Source organism: Saccharibacillus deserti, from assembly GCF_013618475.1.
Classification (GTDB): Bacteria; Bacillota; Bacilli; order Paenibacillales; family Paenibacillaceae; genus Saccharibacillus; species Saccharibacillus deserti.
The window spans coordinates 36,513-53,383 of the sequence record NZ_JABJVN010000010.1; the positions used below are offsets into that span (position 1 = coordinate 36,513).

The 16,871-nt window shown below is 56.5% G+C and carries 12 protein-coding genes and 1 other annotated feature; of the genes, 2 read left to right on the forward strand and 10 right to left on the reverse strand.

Features of this window, described 5'->3' with window-relative positions:
- Window positions 1-62: 62 nt before the first annotated feature.
- Both lacZ and tyrS read right to left on the reverse strand, forming a co-directional pair.
- Window positions 63-3,164 carry a beta-galactosidase, LacZ type gene (gene lacZ / locus HOP44_RS20165; RefSeq protein WP_172256755.1) on the reverse strand — a complete coding sequence of 1,034 codons (3,102 nt, stop codon included), beginning with the start codon at window positions 3,162-3,164 and terminating at the stop codon, window positions 63-65.
- A 385-nt stretch (window positions 3,165-3,549) separates the two neighbouring features.
- Window positions 3,550-4,848, reverse strand: coding sequence for a tyrosine--tRNA ligase (gene tyrS, locus HOP44_RS20170; protein WP_172256757.1), 1,299 nt, complete (start codon window positions 4,846-4,848; stop codon window positions 3,550-3,552).
- 57 nt (window positions 4,849-4,905) lie between these two features.
- Window positions 4,906-5,154, reverse strand: a binding site (T-box leader).
- Between the two features lie 189 nt (window positions 5,155-5,343).
- Between tyrS and HOP44_RS20175 the strand changes: the two genes are divergently transcribed.
- Complete coding sequence (locus HOP44_RS20175; protein ID WP_172256759.1) at window positions 5,344-7,506, forward strand: 5'-nucleotidase C-terminal domain-containing protein; 2,163 nt, start codon at window positions 5,344-5,346, stop codon at window positions 7,504-7,506.
- A 210-nt stretch (window positions 7,507-7,716) separates the two neighbouring features.
- Here HOP44_RS20175 and HOP44_RS20180 read toward each other — a convergent pair whose 3' ends face one another.
- Window positions 7,717-8,697, reverse strand: a complete 981-nt coding sequence (locus tag HOP44_RS20180) for an aldo/keto reductase (protein ID WP_172256761.1) — start codon at window positions 8,695-8,697, stop codon at window positions 7,717-7,719.
- A gap of 108 nt (window positions 8,698-8,805) precedes the next feature.
- Window positions 8,806-9,384 (reverse strand): class I SAM-dependent methyltransferase, encoded by a 579-nt coding sequence (locus HOP44_RS20185; protein ID WP_343059982.1) that lies wholly within the window; start codon window positions 9,382-9,384, stop codon window positions 8,806-8,808.
- Window positions 9,385-9,634: 250 nt separating this feature from the next.
- Between HOP44_RS20185 and HOP44_RS20190 the strand changes: the two genes are divergently transcribed.
- Window positions 9,635-10,354 (forward strand): YoaK family protein, encoded by a 720-nt coding sequence (locus HOP44_RS20190; protein WP_172256763.1) that lies wholly within the window; start codon window positions 9,635-9,637, stop codon window positions 10,352-10,354.
- A gap of 671 nt (window positions 10,355-11,025) precedes the next feature.
- Here HOP44_RS20190 and HOP44_RS20195 read toward each other — a convergent pair.
- The 6 genes from HOP44_RS20195 to HOP44_RS20220 all read right to left on the reverse strand — a co-directional run bounded on the left by HOP44_RS20195 (window position 11,026) and on the right by HOP44_RS20220 (window position 16,599).
- Window positions 11,026-12,009 carry an iron-hydroxamate ABC transporter substrate-binding protein gene (locus HOP44_RS20195; protein WP_172256949.1) on the reverse strand — a complete coding sequence of 328 codons (984 nt, stop codon included), beginning with the start codon at window positions 12,007-12,009 and terminating at the stop codon, window positions 11,026-11,028.
- A 125-nt stretch (window positions 12,010-12,134) separates the two neighbouring features.
- Window positions 12,135-13,355 (reverse strand): winged helix-turn-helix domain-containing protein, encoded by a 1,221-nt coding sequence (locus tag HOP44_RS20200; RefSeq protein WP_172256765.1) that lies wholly within the window; start codon window positions 13,353-13,355, stop codon window positions 12,135-12,137.
- Between the two features lie 53 nt (window positions 13,356-13,408).
- The gene (locus tag HOP44_RS20205; protein ID WP_172256767.1) at window positions 13,409-14,200 is read right to left on the reverse strand and encodes a sulfite exporter TauE/SafE family protein; all 792 of its coding nucleotides are present in this window, start codon (window positions 14,198-14,200) and stop codon (window positions 13,409-13,411) included.
- 192 nt (window positions 14,201-14,392) lie between these two features.
- Complete coding sequence (locus HOP44_RS20210) at window positions 14,393-15,004, reverse strand: alpha/beta hydrolase (RefSeq protein ID WP_172256768.1); 612 nt, start codon at window positions 15,002-15,004, stop codon at window positions 14,393-14,395.
- A 49-nt stretch (window positions 15,005-15,053) separates the two neighbouring features.
- Window positions 15,054-16,007 (reverse strand): ring-cleaving dioxygenase, encoded by a 954-nt coding sequence (locus HOP44_RS20215; RefSeq protein ID WP_172256770.1) that lies wholly within the window; start codon window positions 16,005-16,007, stop codon window positions 15,054-15,056.
- Between the two features lie 109 nt (window positions 16,008-16,116).
- A complete protein-coding gene (locus HOP44_RS20220) occupies window positions 16,117-16,599 on the reverse strand; it encodes a MarR family winged helix-turn-helix transcriptional regulator (RefSeq protein ID WP_172256772.1) in 483 nt (160 codons plus the stop codon).
- Between the last annotated feature and the right edge of the window lie 272 nt (window positions 16,600-16,871).

The window sequence follows — 16,871 nt, forward strand, 5'->3', positions numbered from 1 at the left end:
TACCTTATTTTCCTGCAGCGGTCACGCTCGAAATCATTTCCCTGAAAAATATGCGGCTCGTATCAGATGCCGCGAAGCGTAAAGCCGTACGTGTACGTCGTATTGGCAGGCAGCGTAAATTCTTCATGCGTAAGCGCCTGCCAGCTGTCGTCGCCGCCTACGCCCATCTGACGATGGTTAACCCGCAGGACGGTTCGGTCCGACTTCGGCAGCTTGTAGCCGTGGTCGTGGGCTTCCAGCGTTTCCGGCGTATACGGCAGCGCGTTCAGTTCGACTTCCGGCGAACCTTCCACGCGCAGGCCGATTCCGTTCGATCCGGTCAATTCCGCCCAACGGACGCCGGTCTTGTTGCCCGCTTCCTGCGGACGCAGGTAAGGGGTCAACTGCTGGGAGACGAGACCGGAGTAGATGCCCAGACGCGCACCCGAATGACGGTCCCAGTAGTTCTCGTGCGGTCCGCGGCCGTACCATTTCAGCTGTTCCAGCGTTCCGTCCAATTCCAGCAGGACGCCGATTTCCGGAATTTCCGGCAGGCCTTCGCCCGGCTTCAGCGTCAGCGACACGCCGATCGAACCCGAAGCCTGAATCTCGTAGCGCAGTACCGCTTCGGATACCGGCGACGTCGGCAGTTCCAGCAGCGCTTCGACAGACACGGCGTTCTCGGCGCCCGATACGTCCAGACTGCGCAGTTTGCGCTTCTGGCCCGCTTCGCGCCAGATGCCGCTGCGTTCGTCCAGCTTGTTGCCGCGGTCGTTGTCGGTCAGCGCCCGCCAGAAGTTCGGACGTACCGGCGCCAGCAGCACTTCCTGCCCGCCGAGCAGCAGCGAAGACAAATCGCCGGTTTGCTTGTCGAACACGGCCGTGAATCGGTCGCCGGACACGGTCAGCGATGTTTCGTTGTCATTCGATTCGAGTGCCGATCCCGAGAACGAAACGGATTCGGAGGATACCGCTTCGCCTTGATAGGCCGGAAGCACGAATTGTCCGAATGCGACTTCATGTCCTTGGGCCGCCCAGAACCGGTCTTCCAACTCGGCAAAGCTCAGGGTCAGCGTATATTCGCCCTGCTGAGCAGGCGCGGTGAACGGCACTTCGATCTCCGCCGATTCGCCCGCAGCGAGCTGCAGAGGCAGTGTGCCGCGTTCGACGACTTCGCCGCCGCGCGCGGTTTCCCAGGTCAGCTTGTAGCGGTTCAGGTCCGTGAACAGGAAGTCGTTCGTGATCCGAACCGTTCCCGTGGACAGATCGACCGCTTCGAAGCGGACGTTCTGGTAGCAGCCTTTGATCTCGTCGAGTTTCGGCGAGACCGTGCGATCCGCGAAGATCAAACCGTCGCCGCAGAAGGTGCCGTCGTGCGGCGACTCGCCGAAATCTCCGCCATAAGCGAGATACTCGACGCCGTCGGCCGTTTGGGTACGGATCGCCTGGTCGATCCAGTCCCAGATAAACCCGCCCTGCAGAACCGGATATTTGTAAGTCAGATCCGTATATTTGAACAGGTTCCCGCAGGAATTGCCCATCGCATGGCTGTATTCGCACAGGATAAACGGCTTTTTCGGATCTTCCTGCGCGTATTTCTCCACATTTTGCGGCGTTGTGTACATGTGGCTCTCGATATCGGTTGCATCTTCCCATTTGCGGGCATGGAAGGTTCCTTCATAGTGGACCAGACGGGTCTTGTCGACCGCACGGAAGAAGTTCGCCATATGGAGGAAGTTGTCTCCGCCCCACGATTCGTTGCCGAGCGACCAGATGATGATCGACGGATGGTTCTTGTCCCGCTGATACATCGAATTGGCCCGGTCGAGTACGTTGGCGCGCCAATGCGGCTTGCTGCCCGGTACCGTACCTTCCGCTTCTTCGAGCTGTCCGTATTCCCAACTGCCGTGGGTCTCGAGATTCGTTTCGTCGATCACGTACAGGCCGTGCTCGTCGCACAATTCGTACCAGCGCGTCTGGTTCGGATAATGGGAGGTGCGCACCGCGTTGATATTGTAGGCTTTCATCAGCTTGATATCGGCGATCATTTCTTCCTCGGTCACCGCGCGGCCTTTTTCGGCGCTAAATTCATGGCGGTTGACGCCTTTGAATACGATTCGTTTGCCGTTGATCTTCATCACGCCGTCATGGATCGCGAAATGGCGGAATCCCACGCGCAGCGTAACCGCTTCGACTTCGCCCTGTTCATCGGACAAAGACAGAACAAGCGTGTACAGATTCGGCGCTTCGGCGGACCACTGCGCAGGCTTCGTGACGGCAGCCGACAGATCGGCGGCATACAGCGTGTCTTTGAGAATTTCGACTTCGCCCGTCATCCGCGCTGCCGCTTCGCGTCCCGAAGCGTCGAGCAGACGGGCTTCGAGGCGGTAGATGCCCGATTTTTTGCCGAGCGGATTGCCGATCTGAACGCCTACTTTTAAATGCCCGTTCTCGAAGTTCTCATCCAGTTCCGCGGTCGCCAGCACGTCCGCGATTTGGACTTTCGGTTTGCTGTACAGATAGACGTCGCGGAAAATACCGCTCATGCGCCAGAAATCCTGATCTTCCAGCCAGCTTGCGTCGCACCAGTGATACACCTGCACGGCCAGCTTGTTTTCGCCTTTTTGCAAATAAGGAGTCAGCAGGAATTCGGCCGGCGTAAACGTGTCTTCGCTGTATCCGACCAGATCGCCGTTCACCCATACATAGAAACAGGCTTCAACGCCCTGGAAGCTAATGTAAACCGGATCTTCTTCCCAGTTCTCGGGTACCGTAAACGTCCGTACGTAAGAACCGACAGGATTGAATTCGGTTGGCGCGAACGGAGGCTGAATCTTCTCGCGCTCTTCCCACGGATAACGGACATTGGTGTAATGCGGATAGTCGTAACCGTGCAGCTGCCAATGGGCCGGCACCGGAATATCGTTCCACTCCGACGTATCGTAACCGGTTTCATAAAAGGTCTGCGGCCGATCGGCCGGCTTGTCTACATGGTGGAACTTCCAGATGCCGTTCAGGGAATGCACACGGCTGGAACCGCTTGCGGCATTCAACGCTTCTTCGGCCGATGCGTAAGGGATCAGGCTCGCGTGAGCGTCCAGACGGTTGAGCTGGAAAATTTCAGGGTTGTTGTTCCATTCCGGATAGCCGTTCTCGGGTGCTACGTATTTATACTTTTTAAACATATTCTCTTCACCTCGCCAGCATAATGAAAACCTTTTCTTGACCTTGAATCGCGATCTCATGATTCAGTGTACACTGTTGTCGGCGGAAAAGAAAAGCCTGCTTTTAAAGCCGTCTCCGCGGGCCGCTTCCGAAAACGTAATCGGCACAAGCAAAAAGAGAAAATACTTCCCTATTTTTATATGGTCGATGAAAATTTATGATCAAATGTAGGCATAAAGCTCCATCCGTAATTGTACAAAATATAGATTTAGGTATTTTTTTTATACGTTTTGTTTTTTCATGTTAGGTTCGCCGGAGGAAAAAAGCCGATTGAACCCAAAAAGGCAGGGCGCCTGGGCGCCCCGCCTTTTTCCCGTTCAAGCGTAGAGAGTCTTCTGCGTCGGATCAGCCTTCGAACTTCACGACAAAGTAGTTCTTTTTGCCGCGGCGAAGAACCAGCGTCTTGCCGTGCAGGCGATCTTCGCGGCCGATGACCGTCTCGATCGACGTGCGCTTTTCCCCGTTGACGGATACCGCGCCGCTTTGGATATCTTTGCGGGCCTGACCTTTGGACGGCGCCGCACCGGCTTCGACCAGCAGGTCGATCAGCAGCGGCTCGGACGAAGCGTCGGCGTTTGTCGTCGGCATATCCGCCAGCGCTTCGGCCAGATCGGATTCGCTCAGTTCGGCAAAACTGCCGGAGAACAGCGCGGCCGTAATCTTCTCGGCGCTTGCGACAGCGTCTTCGCCGTGCACGAGCGTCGTCACGCGGCGGGCAAGTTCGCGCTGCGCCCGACGCTGCTCCGGCGCCTGCAGATGTTCGCTCTCCAGCTTCCCGATCTCTTCGCGGCTCAGGAACGTAAAGTATTTCAGGAATTTGATCACGTCCGCGTCGTCCGTATTGATCCAGAACTGGTAGAACGCGTAAGCGCTCGTCTTGCTGCGGTCGAGCCAGATCGCACCGGATTCGGACTTGCCGAACTTTTTGCCGTCGCTTTTGGTAACCAGTGGCATGGTCATACCGAACGCGCCTTCGCCGCCCGTTTTGCCGATCAGGTCGAGACCCGCGGTGATATTGCCCCACTGGTCGCTTCCGCCGAGCTGCAGCGTGCAGCCTTCGTCTTCGAACAGACGCTGGAAATCGTACGCCTGAAGAATCATGTAGGAAAATTCGGTGAACGAAATGCCGTGCTGGAGACGGGAATCGACGGAGTCTTTGGCCAGCATGTAGTTGACGGTAAAGTTCTTGCCGACGTCGCGCAGGAAGTCGATCATGCCGATCGGACCCAGCCAATCGTAGTTGCTGACCATCTTCGCCGGCACTTTCGCATCGCCTTCGCCGAAATCGAGGAAACGCGACAGCTGGTTCTGCAGTTTCAGCGTCCACTCCGCGACCGTGTCGGCCGTATTGAGCGAGCGCTCGGTCGAGCGGCCGCTCGGATCGCCGATCATCCCTGTTCCGCCGCCCACCAGGGCGATCGGACGGTGTCCGGCCTGCTGGAAGCGGCGCATCGTCAAGACCGGCAGCAGATGGCCGATATGCAGACTGTCCGCCGTCGGGTCGAATCCATTGTACAGCGTGACGCTCTCGGTGCTCAGCTTCTTCTGAAGTTCCTCGCGGTGCGTCACCTGGTAGATCAAGCCTCTGTATTCCAGGTCGTCCAGCAGGGCATTATTCTCGATCGGGGTGTATTCGGTACTCATTATGAAATCCTCCTTCAAATGGGGTGAAAATAAAAAAGACCCGGCCTGCTGCATTTCTGCAGGGACGAGTCTTAATCGCGGTACCACCCTTATTGGAAAGGCGCTTCTCTTGAAGCCGAATGCGCGTTTCCCACTTTGACGTCCGGTAACGTGGACGATTCCGTCCCGTTCCTTCCGCTCTCGCGGTTTCGGTAACGGGAAGCTCGGGGACGTAATTCGCGCTCATTCGTCTATCGGCTCGCACCAACCGCCGATTCTCTGAAAGTCCGGATCTGAACGCTACTGGGTTCCCTTCAACGCTTTTTATAAAGCTCCGCAGGCCGGATGCTTGTTGATTCACTTTATAACATGAGGCGCGCAGGCCTGTCAAACCCGGTTTTTCTCGAAACGATTTTAAATATATTTTACACAGCGCTTACATAACCTTTGATTTCAAAAAAAACCCTGTGATACAATAAGGCGGGATTCATTATATTCTAGGAGGAATGCAAGTTTATGAACTGGAAAAATTGGAGAAAACCGAGCGTCGGACTCGCAGCCGCAGCGCTGCTGTCGGCTCAGGTACTGGGCGCCGCAAACACCGTTTCGGCGGCCGAAGGCGACGTCGAAGTCCATCTGCTCGGCATCAACGATCTGCACGGACAGCTGGATACGACATCGGTCGTGACCGACAAGCCTGCCGGAACCGCGCCTATTCTCGCTACATATTTGAAACAAGCGCAAGCCAAATACGAGCATTCGCTTCTTTTCCATAACGGCGACTCCGTCGGCGCTTCCGCTCCGATCTCTTCGCTGGAACGCGACGAACCGACCATCGAGTGGATGAACATGATGAAATTCGATGTCGGCTCGCTGGGCAACCACGAATTCGACCAAGGCATTGCCGCGCTCAAAGCGCAGCTGAACGGCGGACTGGATCCGAAAGACGGCGTCGTGACGCACAAAGGCGCAAACTTCGACTACGTAAACGCCAACGTGATTGAAGAAGCGACCGGCAAACCGCTGATCGATCCTTACGTGATCAAAGAAGTCGGCGGCGTGAAGATCGGCTTTATCGGTCTGGTGACCAAATTGACTCCGGCCAAAGTCTCCCCGGCGGGCACCAAAGGCGTACGCTTCCTGAGCGTCGAAGAAGAAGTGGCGGCCGTCAACAAATACGCGGCCGAACTGCAGGGCAAAGGCGTAGAAACCATCGTTGTGCTCGCACACGATCCGGCATCCACCAAAGAAGGCGCGACAACGGGCGAAGCGGCCGATCTGGCCAAAGCGCTTCCGGCCAACTCTCCGATCGACGTGATCGTAGCCGGCGACAACCATGCGCTGGCCAACGGCGAAGTAAACGGCAAGCTGATCGTACAGGCTTACTCGTACGGTACGGCGTTCGAAGACATCAAACTGCTGATCGATCCGAAAACGGGCGACGTGACCGAGAAATCGGCGACGGTAACGACGACGTTCCAAGCTGGCGTAACGCCGGACGCGGATTCGGTCGCTCTGATCAAAAAGTATCTGGACAAACATCCCGAGCTGACCAAACCGGTCGGTACTACGGACGGTTCCGTAACCCGCACCGACGCTTACAACAATGAAGCGGCGCTGGGCAACCTGATCGCCGATGCTATGCGCACCGCGGACTTCGGCGACAAGGCCGCGGCGGCGGACTTCGCTTTCATGAACCCGGGCGGTATCCGCGCCGATCTGCCGAAAGGCGACGTAACCTTCGCGGATCTGGCGAAAATCCAGCCGTTCGGCAATACGCTCGTGAAGCTGACGCTGACCGGCGCACAGGTGCAGGAACTGCTGCAGCAGCAGTGGGGCACGAACGCCGACGGCACGCCGAACACGAAGACCCTGCAAATCTCCGGCCTGAAATACAAAGCCGACCTGAACAAACCGGTAGCCGAGCGCGTAAGCGATCTGCAGCTGTCCGACGGTACGCCGATCGATCCGGCCAAGTCCTATACCGCAGTGGTAAACAACTTTATGGCAGGCGGCGGCGACAACTACAAAGTGCTGACCAAAGCCAGCGCTTCGCTCGCCGGTCCGATCGACCTGGACGTATTCTACAAGTACATCGGCGATACGTTCAAAGGCAAAGCGATCACGGCAAAAGTTGAAGGCCGTATCGTGAACACGCCGGCAGCGGGTTCCGAAGTGCCGGATTCCGACGGCCCGGCAACGGCACCTTCGGCACCTTCCACGCCATCGGGCGATTTCGTGACCCGTGCGGGCTTCGTGTCCGAAGTGGTCAACGCGCTGAAGCTGAACGCCGTATCTGCACCGGCCAGCGGCTTCACGGATGTGAAGAGCGACGCTCCTTACGCCGATGATATTGCCGAAGCAGTCAAAGCCGGCCTGATCAAAGGCTACGGCGGCGGCAAGTTCAATCCGGACCGCAACATCACCCGCGAAGAAATGGCGACGATCCTCGCCAATGTACTCAAGCAGCAGCTTCCGACTGTCGAAGCCGCTTCCGTACTGAGCGCGTTCGACGATGCCGCATCGGTAGCGGCTTACGCCAAGACTCCGGTTGCCCAATTGGTGCAAGCCGGTATCCTGAGCGCCAGCGAGCCGGGCAAACTCATGCCAAAAGACACCGTTCAACCGGCTGAAGTAAAAGCAGCGCTGGAAGCGGTTCTGGCAGCTTCGGCTTCTTGATCCGACCCACAGTGAAGCCGCCTCTCCTTTTCGGTTTGCACGAATAGCAATCGGTTTTTCATACGGATTGGCGACGAAAAACGTCCCGCTCCTTTCCTTTTAACGGGAAAGGGAGTCGGGACGTTTTTTTATGGATTCCGGCTCTCTGCGCCCGGAATAAGAAGTCAGGGATTGGCGCGGCCCGAGCCTCGCACGGCCTTCATCCGCCGATCAACTGTGCCCGATCACCGCATGCGGCACGTAAGGTTCTTCCAGCCGCCGAATCTCTTCGTCCGTCAGCTTGATCGACAGCGCGGCGACCGCGTCGTCCAGATGATGAGCCTTCGTCGCGCCCACGATCGGCGAAGTCACCGGACGCTTTTGCAGCACCCATGCCAGCGCGATCTGCGCACGAGGGACGCCGCGCTCTTGTGCGACTTCCGCGACGGCTTCGACGACGCGGCGGTCGGCCTCTTCCGTCTTGTCGTAGAGCGTGCGGCCAAAAGCGTCGTTCTCCGAGCGTTTGCTCGTCTCCTCCCAGTCGCGGGTCAGGCGCCCGCGCGCAAGCGGACTCCACGGAAGGACGCCGACGCCTTCCGCTTCGCACAGCGGCAGCATCTCGCGTTCTTCCTCGCGGTAGAGCAGGTTGACGTAATTTTGCATGCTGACAAATTTCGTCCAGCCGTGCCTCTCCGCCGTATGCTGCGCTTTGAGGAACTGCCAGGCGTACATCGACGAAGCGCCGATATAACGAGCTTTCCCAGCTTTCACAACGTCATGCAGCGCCTCCATCGTTTCTTCGACCGGCGTATGCGGGTCCCAGCGGTGAATCTGGTACAGATCGACGTAATCCGTTCCCAGCCGGCGCAGGCTGTGGTCGATCTCGGCCAAAATGACTTTGCGCGACAATCCCCCGCCGTTTGGCCCTTTGCGCATCGTGCCGTGAACTTTGGTCGCCAGCACGACCTCGTCCCGATTCGCAAAATCGTTCAGCGCGCGGCCGACGATTTCTTCGCTTGTGCCGTCGGAGTACACGTTCGCCGTATCGAAAAAGTTGATGCCCAGCTCCAGCGCTTTGCGGATAAACGGGCGGCTGGCTTCTTCCTCCATCGTCCACGCGTGCGCTCCCCGATCGGGAATGCCGTAGCTCATACAGCCCAAACATATTCTGGAGACGTCCAGTCCCGTTCGGCCCAATTTGACAGTTTCCATTTCATATTCGCTCCTTTTGGTTGAAAATAACGAGAATCCGGCTGATGCCGCGTTCAAACGGGGCGGCAGCATGTAGAGGCGCCGCGCTGCCGCAGCTTTCTTTCGCTTTTATACCCGAATATCGAGCGGATGTCTGCGCACACGGTAAACATATACCTTTGTCCGGTACATATCCCCGCACACTTCGACAGATTCCGGCTCCCAATCGTCAAAAGCAAAAAAGACGCTGACGATTTTCGAGCCTTCTTTTGCGCGCTGCCGCAGAATCGGACCCAGCCGCCGCATCGCGGCGGGATGCAGATAGCAGACGACCAAATCCGAAGTCTCGTAAGCCTGTTCAAACAGATCGCCGCGGCGGAACTCCAGGCGCGAGCGGGGCATCCGGTTGAACCGGCCGAGCAGCCTCGACATCAACAGGGGCACGATCGAATTCTCGATACCGGTTATCCGGCACATCGGGAACCGCCGCGCCAGCTGAAGGGCGAGCGTTCCGAAACCGGAACCGGCTTCCACGATCTCGCTGCGATCCGCCGGCAGACCGATCTGCTGCATCACCATGCGCCGGACCGGGCGGCTGGTCGGCATCGGCGTAATTCCGTTGCGAATACTGGCAGCCACGATCAAGAGGACAAGCAGCAGCACAAAGGCCGCAAGCGAAACGCTCAGTACCAGATACCAATCCTGCACGGCAGTCCTCCTTTTTTGGGTGGGATGCTATTTTTTCGTCTTCTCAATCATAACCCCTTTTTCGAAAAATGGCCCATTTTGCCTCGTTTTCTTGAAATCGGTCCACTTTCTTGCGAGAATCAAACGGTGGGCCATACGAACGGCTCTTCAATTTTTGATTCGGTGCGCTTCAACCGTTCCCGGTTCGCCGACCTTGGGCCGGAACCTCAGCCGCTTGCGGCGCACCGTCACCCGGAAAGGAATGAACGCTTTGCACGCCAAAACCTGGCGCAGCGGTATTCTTATGCTGCTGTGCCTGTCGGCCGGTATCGTCGACGTGATCGGCTATATCCATCTGGGCCGCGTGTTCACCGCCAATATGACCGGCAACATCGTAATTCTCGGGATGTCCTTCGCCCATGTGGCCGAGCTGTCTTTCCTGCGCGCGGCGCTGGCCTGCCTCGGATTTATTGCCGGCAACGCCGCAGCGGCTTTTCTGCTCAGCGGCGCCAAAGCCAAAGGCTTCTGGCCCGCGCGGATTACGCTGATTTTGTTTGTCCAACTGGCTTTCTATCTGGTCTTCGCCGCTTTGGCCGGCCCCGTCATGAGCGAGACGCTTCTTCATGTGCTGATCCTCCTGCTGAGCAGCGCGATGGGCATGCAGACGACGGCCGCCCGCAAACTCGGTATCGCCGGTATTTCCACGACGGTGCTGACCAACAACCTGGCCAGCGTTATCGAAGACTTTGTCGCTTTTTTCCGCAGCCGTTTCGGCGGTAAAGCAAAATCCGCGAAAGTAAACGGGGAAACCTGGCTGCGTTTTACCGCAGTCGCGATCTACTGCTTCGGTGCGCTTATAGCCGGAATCGCGGAGATCCATATGCCGTTCAGCGCGATCTGGATTCCGATTATCATTATGGCCATTATCTTGATCGTGGCTTTGAACATGTTCCGGGGTCTTGACGAGAGAGGAAAGCCGTATTCTGACTGATAGCCGCACCACCAAACTAATCAAGCTTCCGGCGCTAACGCCTCATGTAGCCTTCAGGAAAAATCGGGCAGCTTTCTGAGGGGCATACAGTTTGCGAAGACAAGGAAGTTTTCCCATATCCCCATCCAAAATTCGATTTCGACGATCGTGCGTGGTGTACGGAATAACGAGAACAGTCAAAAGCCGAGTTCCCATGAACTCGGCTTTTCTTATTTGGAACAACGATAAGAGTTATCGAAAATAGTTCTTTTGTGAAACGTGTTTCGTTAAAACCATAAATGCAATATTCGATTGCTTTTATATCCGTAGTTACTAAACGCAGGCGTTGCCAGGTCGATAATGATCGTATCGCTTTTTTGATACTTGGATTTTGGAATAACGTAGGCGGAAAGGTCGGAATCTTTTTTTCCCCCATGCGTTCCACTCCTCGGATAAGTTCATTTTTTTTCAAATCAGTAGCTTATCTCGATTGGACAAATGTAAATTTGTCACCTAAATTAAAGCAAGCTACCATCCTCAATTATTGGTTATACCTGCTCTTCAGTTGAAAAGTAGGTATTTTGTGTGAATTCGAAAATGTACCTCTTACCGAAAACGAAAAAAGCACGAAAAAATACGACTCTAATCGGATCGGAGCCGTGCTTTTTCGTACTTTTATACACAATGTCAGCTTACTTCGAGTCTTCCAGAAAGCCTTTTTCGAAGATACCGAGCAGGTTCTCGAGCGTCATCGGGTCGCTGTACGAAGAGGCTCTGGATTCAAATTCGATCACATGGCCTTCTTTGACCGCGGGAACCTGATTCCAGACTTCGGAACCGATGACCTCGTCGCTTGCGTCCAGCTTGCGGCTGACCAGCACGAAATCGCCCAGGTATTCCGGCAGCACTTCGAGCGACAGCGAATAGTAGCCTTCCGCTTTCACGGCTTCCCGGACCTTCTCCGGCATCTTCAGGCCCATGGCCTGATACACGATTTCCGTACCCCGGGCCCAGCTGTCGCCCATGAGATACACGCTTTTTCCGTCGATTTCAATCACGGACACCGTGACCTCGTCGCCGTATTTCGCTTTGATCCGGTCTCCGACAGCCGACGCTCGTTTCGAGAAATCGTCCACCCAGGCTTGGGCTTCCGCTTCTTTGCCGAGCAGCTTGCCGATCTCGACCTGTTGGTCCAAATAATTCAGCTTGCCCCAGGTATACACGACGGTAGGCGCGATTTTGCTCAGTTGATCCAGATTCTTCATATGCGATCCGGCGATAATCAGATCCGGCGTTTGTGCGGCTACCGTTTCCGGCTGTTCTTCGGATACGACCGCAACGTCTTTGAGCTTATCCGTAAACAGCGGATTCGCGCCGGTCCACTGGTCTACGCCGACCGGCGTCACTCCCAGCGACAGCACGTTCGGCGCGTTGGCCAAAGCCACGATGCGCGTCGGATTGGCCGGAATCTCGACAGGTCCCGTTTCCGATTCGTAGGTAACGGTGCCCGAAGCCGTTTCTTCCGCGGCTGCCGGTTCCGACGCCGCCGGTTTCGTACCGGTTTCCACAGCCGCTTCGGTTGTTGCCGCCTGTTTCGGCTGCGCACTGCCGCAGGCGCTCAGTACGAGCACGAACAGCAGCATCAGCGCCACGAAACCAAACGTATTCTTTTTCATCATTCCAAATGTCCCCCCGAAGTCTATGTTCTTTTGCCCACGGACACTGATAATCGTTATCACATCCAAAAGAAGTTTAGAGGGTAGCGGGAAGAATGTCAATACGGGAAACGAAATTCAAGGGATTACCCGGGTGCGGGAAGCTCTCCGGCGAATGTCGTGCCCAGCGAAGCCGCAAATCGATGCAGCGCGCGCTCTACGCTCGAACGAACAGCCGGATCGGCTCCTTCTCCCGCTTCCCACCACCACTGTTTGATAGCAAGAGGCTCCGTTCCGCGCTGCTTTTCAGGCTCGAATCGGGCCACAAAACGTCCGTCCGCCGCAACCGGCAGCACGTAATAGCCGTATTTGCGCTCGGCGGCCGGTTTGTAGACTTCCCAGCGGTAGTCGAACCCGAACAGATCGAGGATCAGTTTGCGGTCCCAAAGCAGATTGTCGAGCGGAGCCAGAATGCAGGCGCGCATCCCGGCAGAACGCCTATCCGGCTCTCCCTTGACGTTTCCGGACGCCTGCTCCAGAGCAAGCGAAGCTTCCAGCAGAGGAAGATCGTTCGAGCGGATGTAGAGCGGACGGTCGATCCCTTCCACTTCCAGCGGCTGAATGTCTCCCCGCGCGATCAGGGCTTCGAACGCGGCCAGACGCTGGGGCGCTTTGATTCCCGTCATCAGCAGGGCGTCGCTCGGCCGGTTCCAGAGCAGGCCGACACTTCCGATCCTCCGAAGCAGCGCCCATTCGTAATAATCCGCGTCGTCTGCAAAAGGATCGGGCCGGCCGTGCAGTTCTTTCGGCACAACACGCTCGGAGAGCTCGTAATATTTGCGTCCCGACTTTTTGTGATGGACGACCAGACGGCCGGCAAAATAAGAACCTTCCAGTGCCGCGCGGGCCAGCCGCGTCGGCCCCCAATCCCAAGCCACTTTCTCGTGATACTCCAGATCGGCCGAACAAAGCGGTCCGCGCCGGCCGATCTCTTCCAGCACCGCTTCGGCGGTATCCGGATTCAAACGAAGCCAGTTTTGATGGCGCTGCCGGTACCGCTCGAAATACGGCCAGTCCTCCATCTTGAAGATCGCCATATTTTTATCCCAATAATCGAGCAAACGCCGGTCTTCGTACAGCAGCTCCCACAGCATCTTCCGCTCAAAATCGGAAATTCTCGACTGCAGCACCAGTTCGGGATTCGTTCCGACCACATTCAGCGGATCGAACTGGATACAGCCGACCCGGTCGATATAGTCCAGAATGCCGGCTTTGCCCGACGCATCGAAACGGTGCGAGAGCCCCTGGTAGTCGAACAGAAATCGCCTTGCCTGCTCCATGGTTAGGTTGTTTATTTGGACGTCCATTTGTTCACGGCTCCTTTGGCTTATCTGACCTTTCCCACGGGCGCGTAGTCCGATCAGCCTTTGAACATCAGCCGGACGGCCGCGATCAATAGGCACACCGACAAGACGCGGACAACGGCGGCAGCCGGAATCTTCGATGCGATCCGTGCCCCGATCTGGCCGCCCACGAGCGCCCCGATGGCCAGCCAAACGAATTTGTCCCACAGGACATGTCCCAACGCGGCATGCGAGGCGGTTCCCACGAACGCGGACAGCAGAATCGAGAACATCGATGTGGCGGTCGCAATATGCGGAGGAAAAGCAAGGAACAGGATCATCGTCGGCACCATCATCGATCCGCCGCCGATCCCGAACAGACTGGACAGAAACCCGACGAATAACGCGACTGCCGCCGCAAATGTCATATTGAACGAATACTCGTGCCGAAGGCCCGAAGCGTCGAGCAAACTGCGGCTGACCGTAGGTTTCAAGAATCCGTCACGGCTCTTTTTGGGCTTGAAGTGGATCGAGATCGCCATCAGGATCAGGAAGATGCCCAGCGAGACGAAGAAGACCCGGTTCTCCACAATGCCGGTCGTCCAGGCGCCCAGAATCGAACCCGGAATCATCGCGGCGGCAAACGCAGAACCGCTGCGATAATCGATCCGCTTCTGCCTGGCATAAGCGACCGTGCTCGAGATCGCGCTGACGAACAGCACGGCCATCGAAGTTCCGGAGATATCGGATACCGGGATGGCGTACATCAGCGCCAAAATCGGAACCATGATGAAGCCGCCGCCGAGTCCCGCGATTGCGCCGCACAGCGAAGCCAACATGCCGACCGCGATCAAAATTATGATTTCCATGGAAAATCCCTTTCTGTTGAAACCGAGATGGAAGCCTGCCTCAATCCGTCGTCCACCTGCTGCACTTGGACGAAACGTTTCTTTCAGTTTAACGTTCGCACTTGGCCGAGGCAAGGTTTCTTGGGTTATCGCTGCAAGCGTTTGCCGACAAAAAAAGAACCCATCCGGGGATGGGTTCAACGTGTCTGCGCTTCAGGCAGAAAAGTGTTCGGCAAACCATCGGCGTGCGCCTTCCGCCTCGGTCCGCGTCAATTGGTGCCCAAAGTGCTCCCAATTCGATTTGACCGCCGCTCCCGCGCCTTCGAGCAGTCCGATCAATTCTTCCGTATTCGCGGCCGGTACCATGCCGTCGTTGCGTCCCGCGCCGACAAACACCTGCACCCCGCTCATATCCGGCAGAGCAAGACCGCGGATCGGTACCATCGGATGGTGCAGCGCGGCTCCTTTAAAAGCACTTGCGAAGTGGAACATGAGGCTGGCCGCGATATTGGCTCCGTTGGAATAACCGAGCGCAACCAGATTCGATACGTCGAAGCCGTATTGTTCCGCCGCTTCGTTCAAGAAGTCGCGGATTTCGTTTGTGCGGAAGATCAGGTCTTCTTCGTCGAATACGCCTTCCGCCAGCCGGCGGAAAAAGCGCGCCATCCCGTTCTCCGAAACATTGCCTTTGATTGAGAGGATCGACGCTCCCGGTGCCACCATTTCCGCCAGCGGAATCAGATCATTTTCGGTTCCGCCCGTTCCGTGAAAAACAACCACCGTCGGCAGAGCTTCATTCGTACCTTTTTGGAAAATATGCTTCATCTTGTTTTTCTCCTCTCGTGATGCCCGAATGGGTATTCGACGTCCGCCCTTATTGGCCGCTGTCCGTGTTTAAGGCTCTTACCGAAATCGGCAGCAGGCCGTCTTCGATCCGCGCACGTTTGTCTTCGTACCAGGCCGGCAGCATCAGCACTTCGCCCAGATTCTCCTGCGCTTCGTCCACCGCGAATCCGGGAGGATCGGTTGCGATTTCGAACAGGATTCCGCCTTCTTCCCGGAAGTAAACCGCATGGAAGTACTGACGGTCGATGACCGGGGTCGGCTGGAAGCCGCCTCCGTTTACGACGCCGCGCCACATTTCATGTTCCTCGAAATCTTTGGCGCGCCAGGCGATATGGTGTACGGTACCGGCTCCGCCCGCTCCGCGCGGGACCGCCTTCATCGGCAGGTCGATCAGATTGCCCAGCTCTCCCGTTGCCCGGAAGCGTGCAAATCCGGAGAACTCGCCGACTTTTTCCATGCCCAGTACATGTTCCAGCACGTAGGCGGTACGTTCCGGCTCAATGCTGTACAAGACCGCGCCGCCGAAGCCCTTGATCGCTTTGTCTGCCGGTACGCCGCCGAACGACCAGGTCGATGCGGCGCCGTCTTCGCGTTCCACCAGTTCCAACTGCAGTCCTTCGTTGTCTCTGAACTGCAGGTAATGCTCGCCGAAACGATCCGCTTCCGTTACCGAAATGCCCAAGGTATGCAGCCGTTCTCTCCAGAAATCCGACGACCCCTGCGGAATGGCGTAAGTCGTAAAGCCGACCTGTCCGCCGCCGATCCGGCCTCTGCGTGCTCCGGGGAAAGGGAAGAAGGTAATGATGGTGCCCGGGGCGCCTTCTTCGTTGCCGAAATACAGGTGATAGACATCCGGCGCATCGAAATTGATCGTTTTTTTGACCAACCGAAGTCCCAGTACGCCTGCATAAAAGTCGACATTGGCCTGCGGATCGCCCGCGAAAGCCGTGATATGGTGAATGCCTGCTGTTTGTAAAGTCATGGGTAAACGCTCCTTTGAATAGGGGATTTTATTTTTAGTTCGCTTTTGGATTTCTTAACTTCAAAGTATTGGGTCTGGAAAAACAGTTCCGGCTGCCTGCGGGGGAACGCTATCCGCGTTCCGCCCCTTTGCCCAACTTCTTCAGCAGCTCGGCCGCCGCTTCCGTCTCGTCTGCCGTCAGTCCGCCCATGATCCGCTGCACCTCGGCCGCATGGTCCGGGAAGATCCGGTCGAACAGCTCCCGTCCCTGATCCGTAATCTCCGCGTAGATGACGCGGCGATCGTTCGGACTCGGTACGCGGCGCAGCAGCTCCCGCTTCTCCAGCTTGTCGATATTGTAGGTAACGCTGCCGCTCGTAATCAGGATTTTCTCGCCGATCTGCTGAAGCGGGAAACGCCCTTTATTGTACAGGACTTCGAGGATCGTGAATTCGGACGGCGACAAGCCGTGCTTCTTCATATCTTTGACCGCGAGGTCCATTACATTCTTATACGCTTTGGACAGGATCACGAACAGCTTCAGCGCAGCCGCTTGTCCAGGTTCGACCGGGGATTCGGCCAAAGCTTCCGTCTCGTTTGTTGCTTTCGTCATGTACAGCCGCCTCCTTCACTCTCCGCCTTGTCGGCACAACTTTTCTTTCAATTTAAATCTCTTGAATTAAAGATAATAGATTCTCGATCTCCTGTCAACCTTTATTTGAACAATTTTCCGAATAAAAAAAGCCCCTCAAAGGGGCCTGCCGGTTCGGTATTCAGCGTTTTTTGCGGAATCCCTGAACCAGATGCATGACTTGTTTGGCTGTCGTAATGACGGTTACGATTGTGCCGACCGTGCGCAGAAGCTTTTTCATGATGGATATCCTC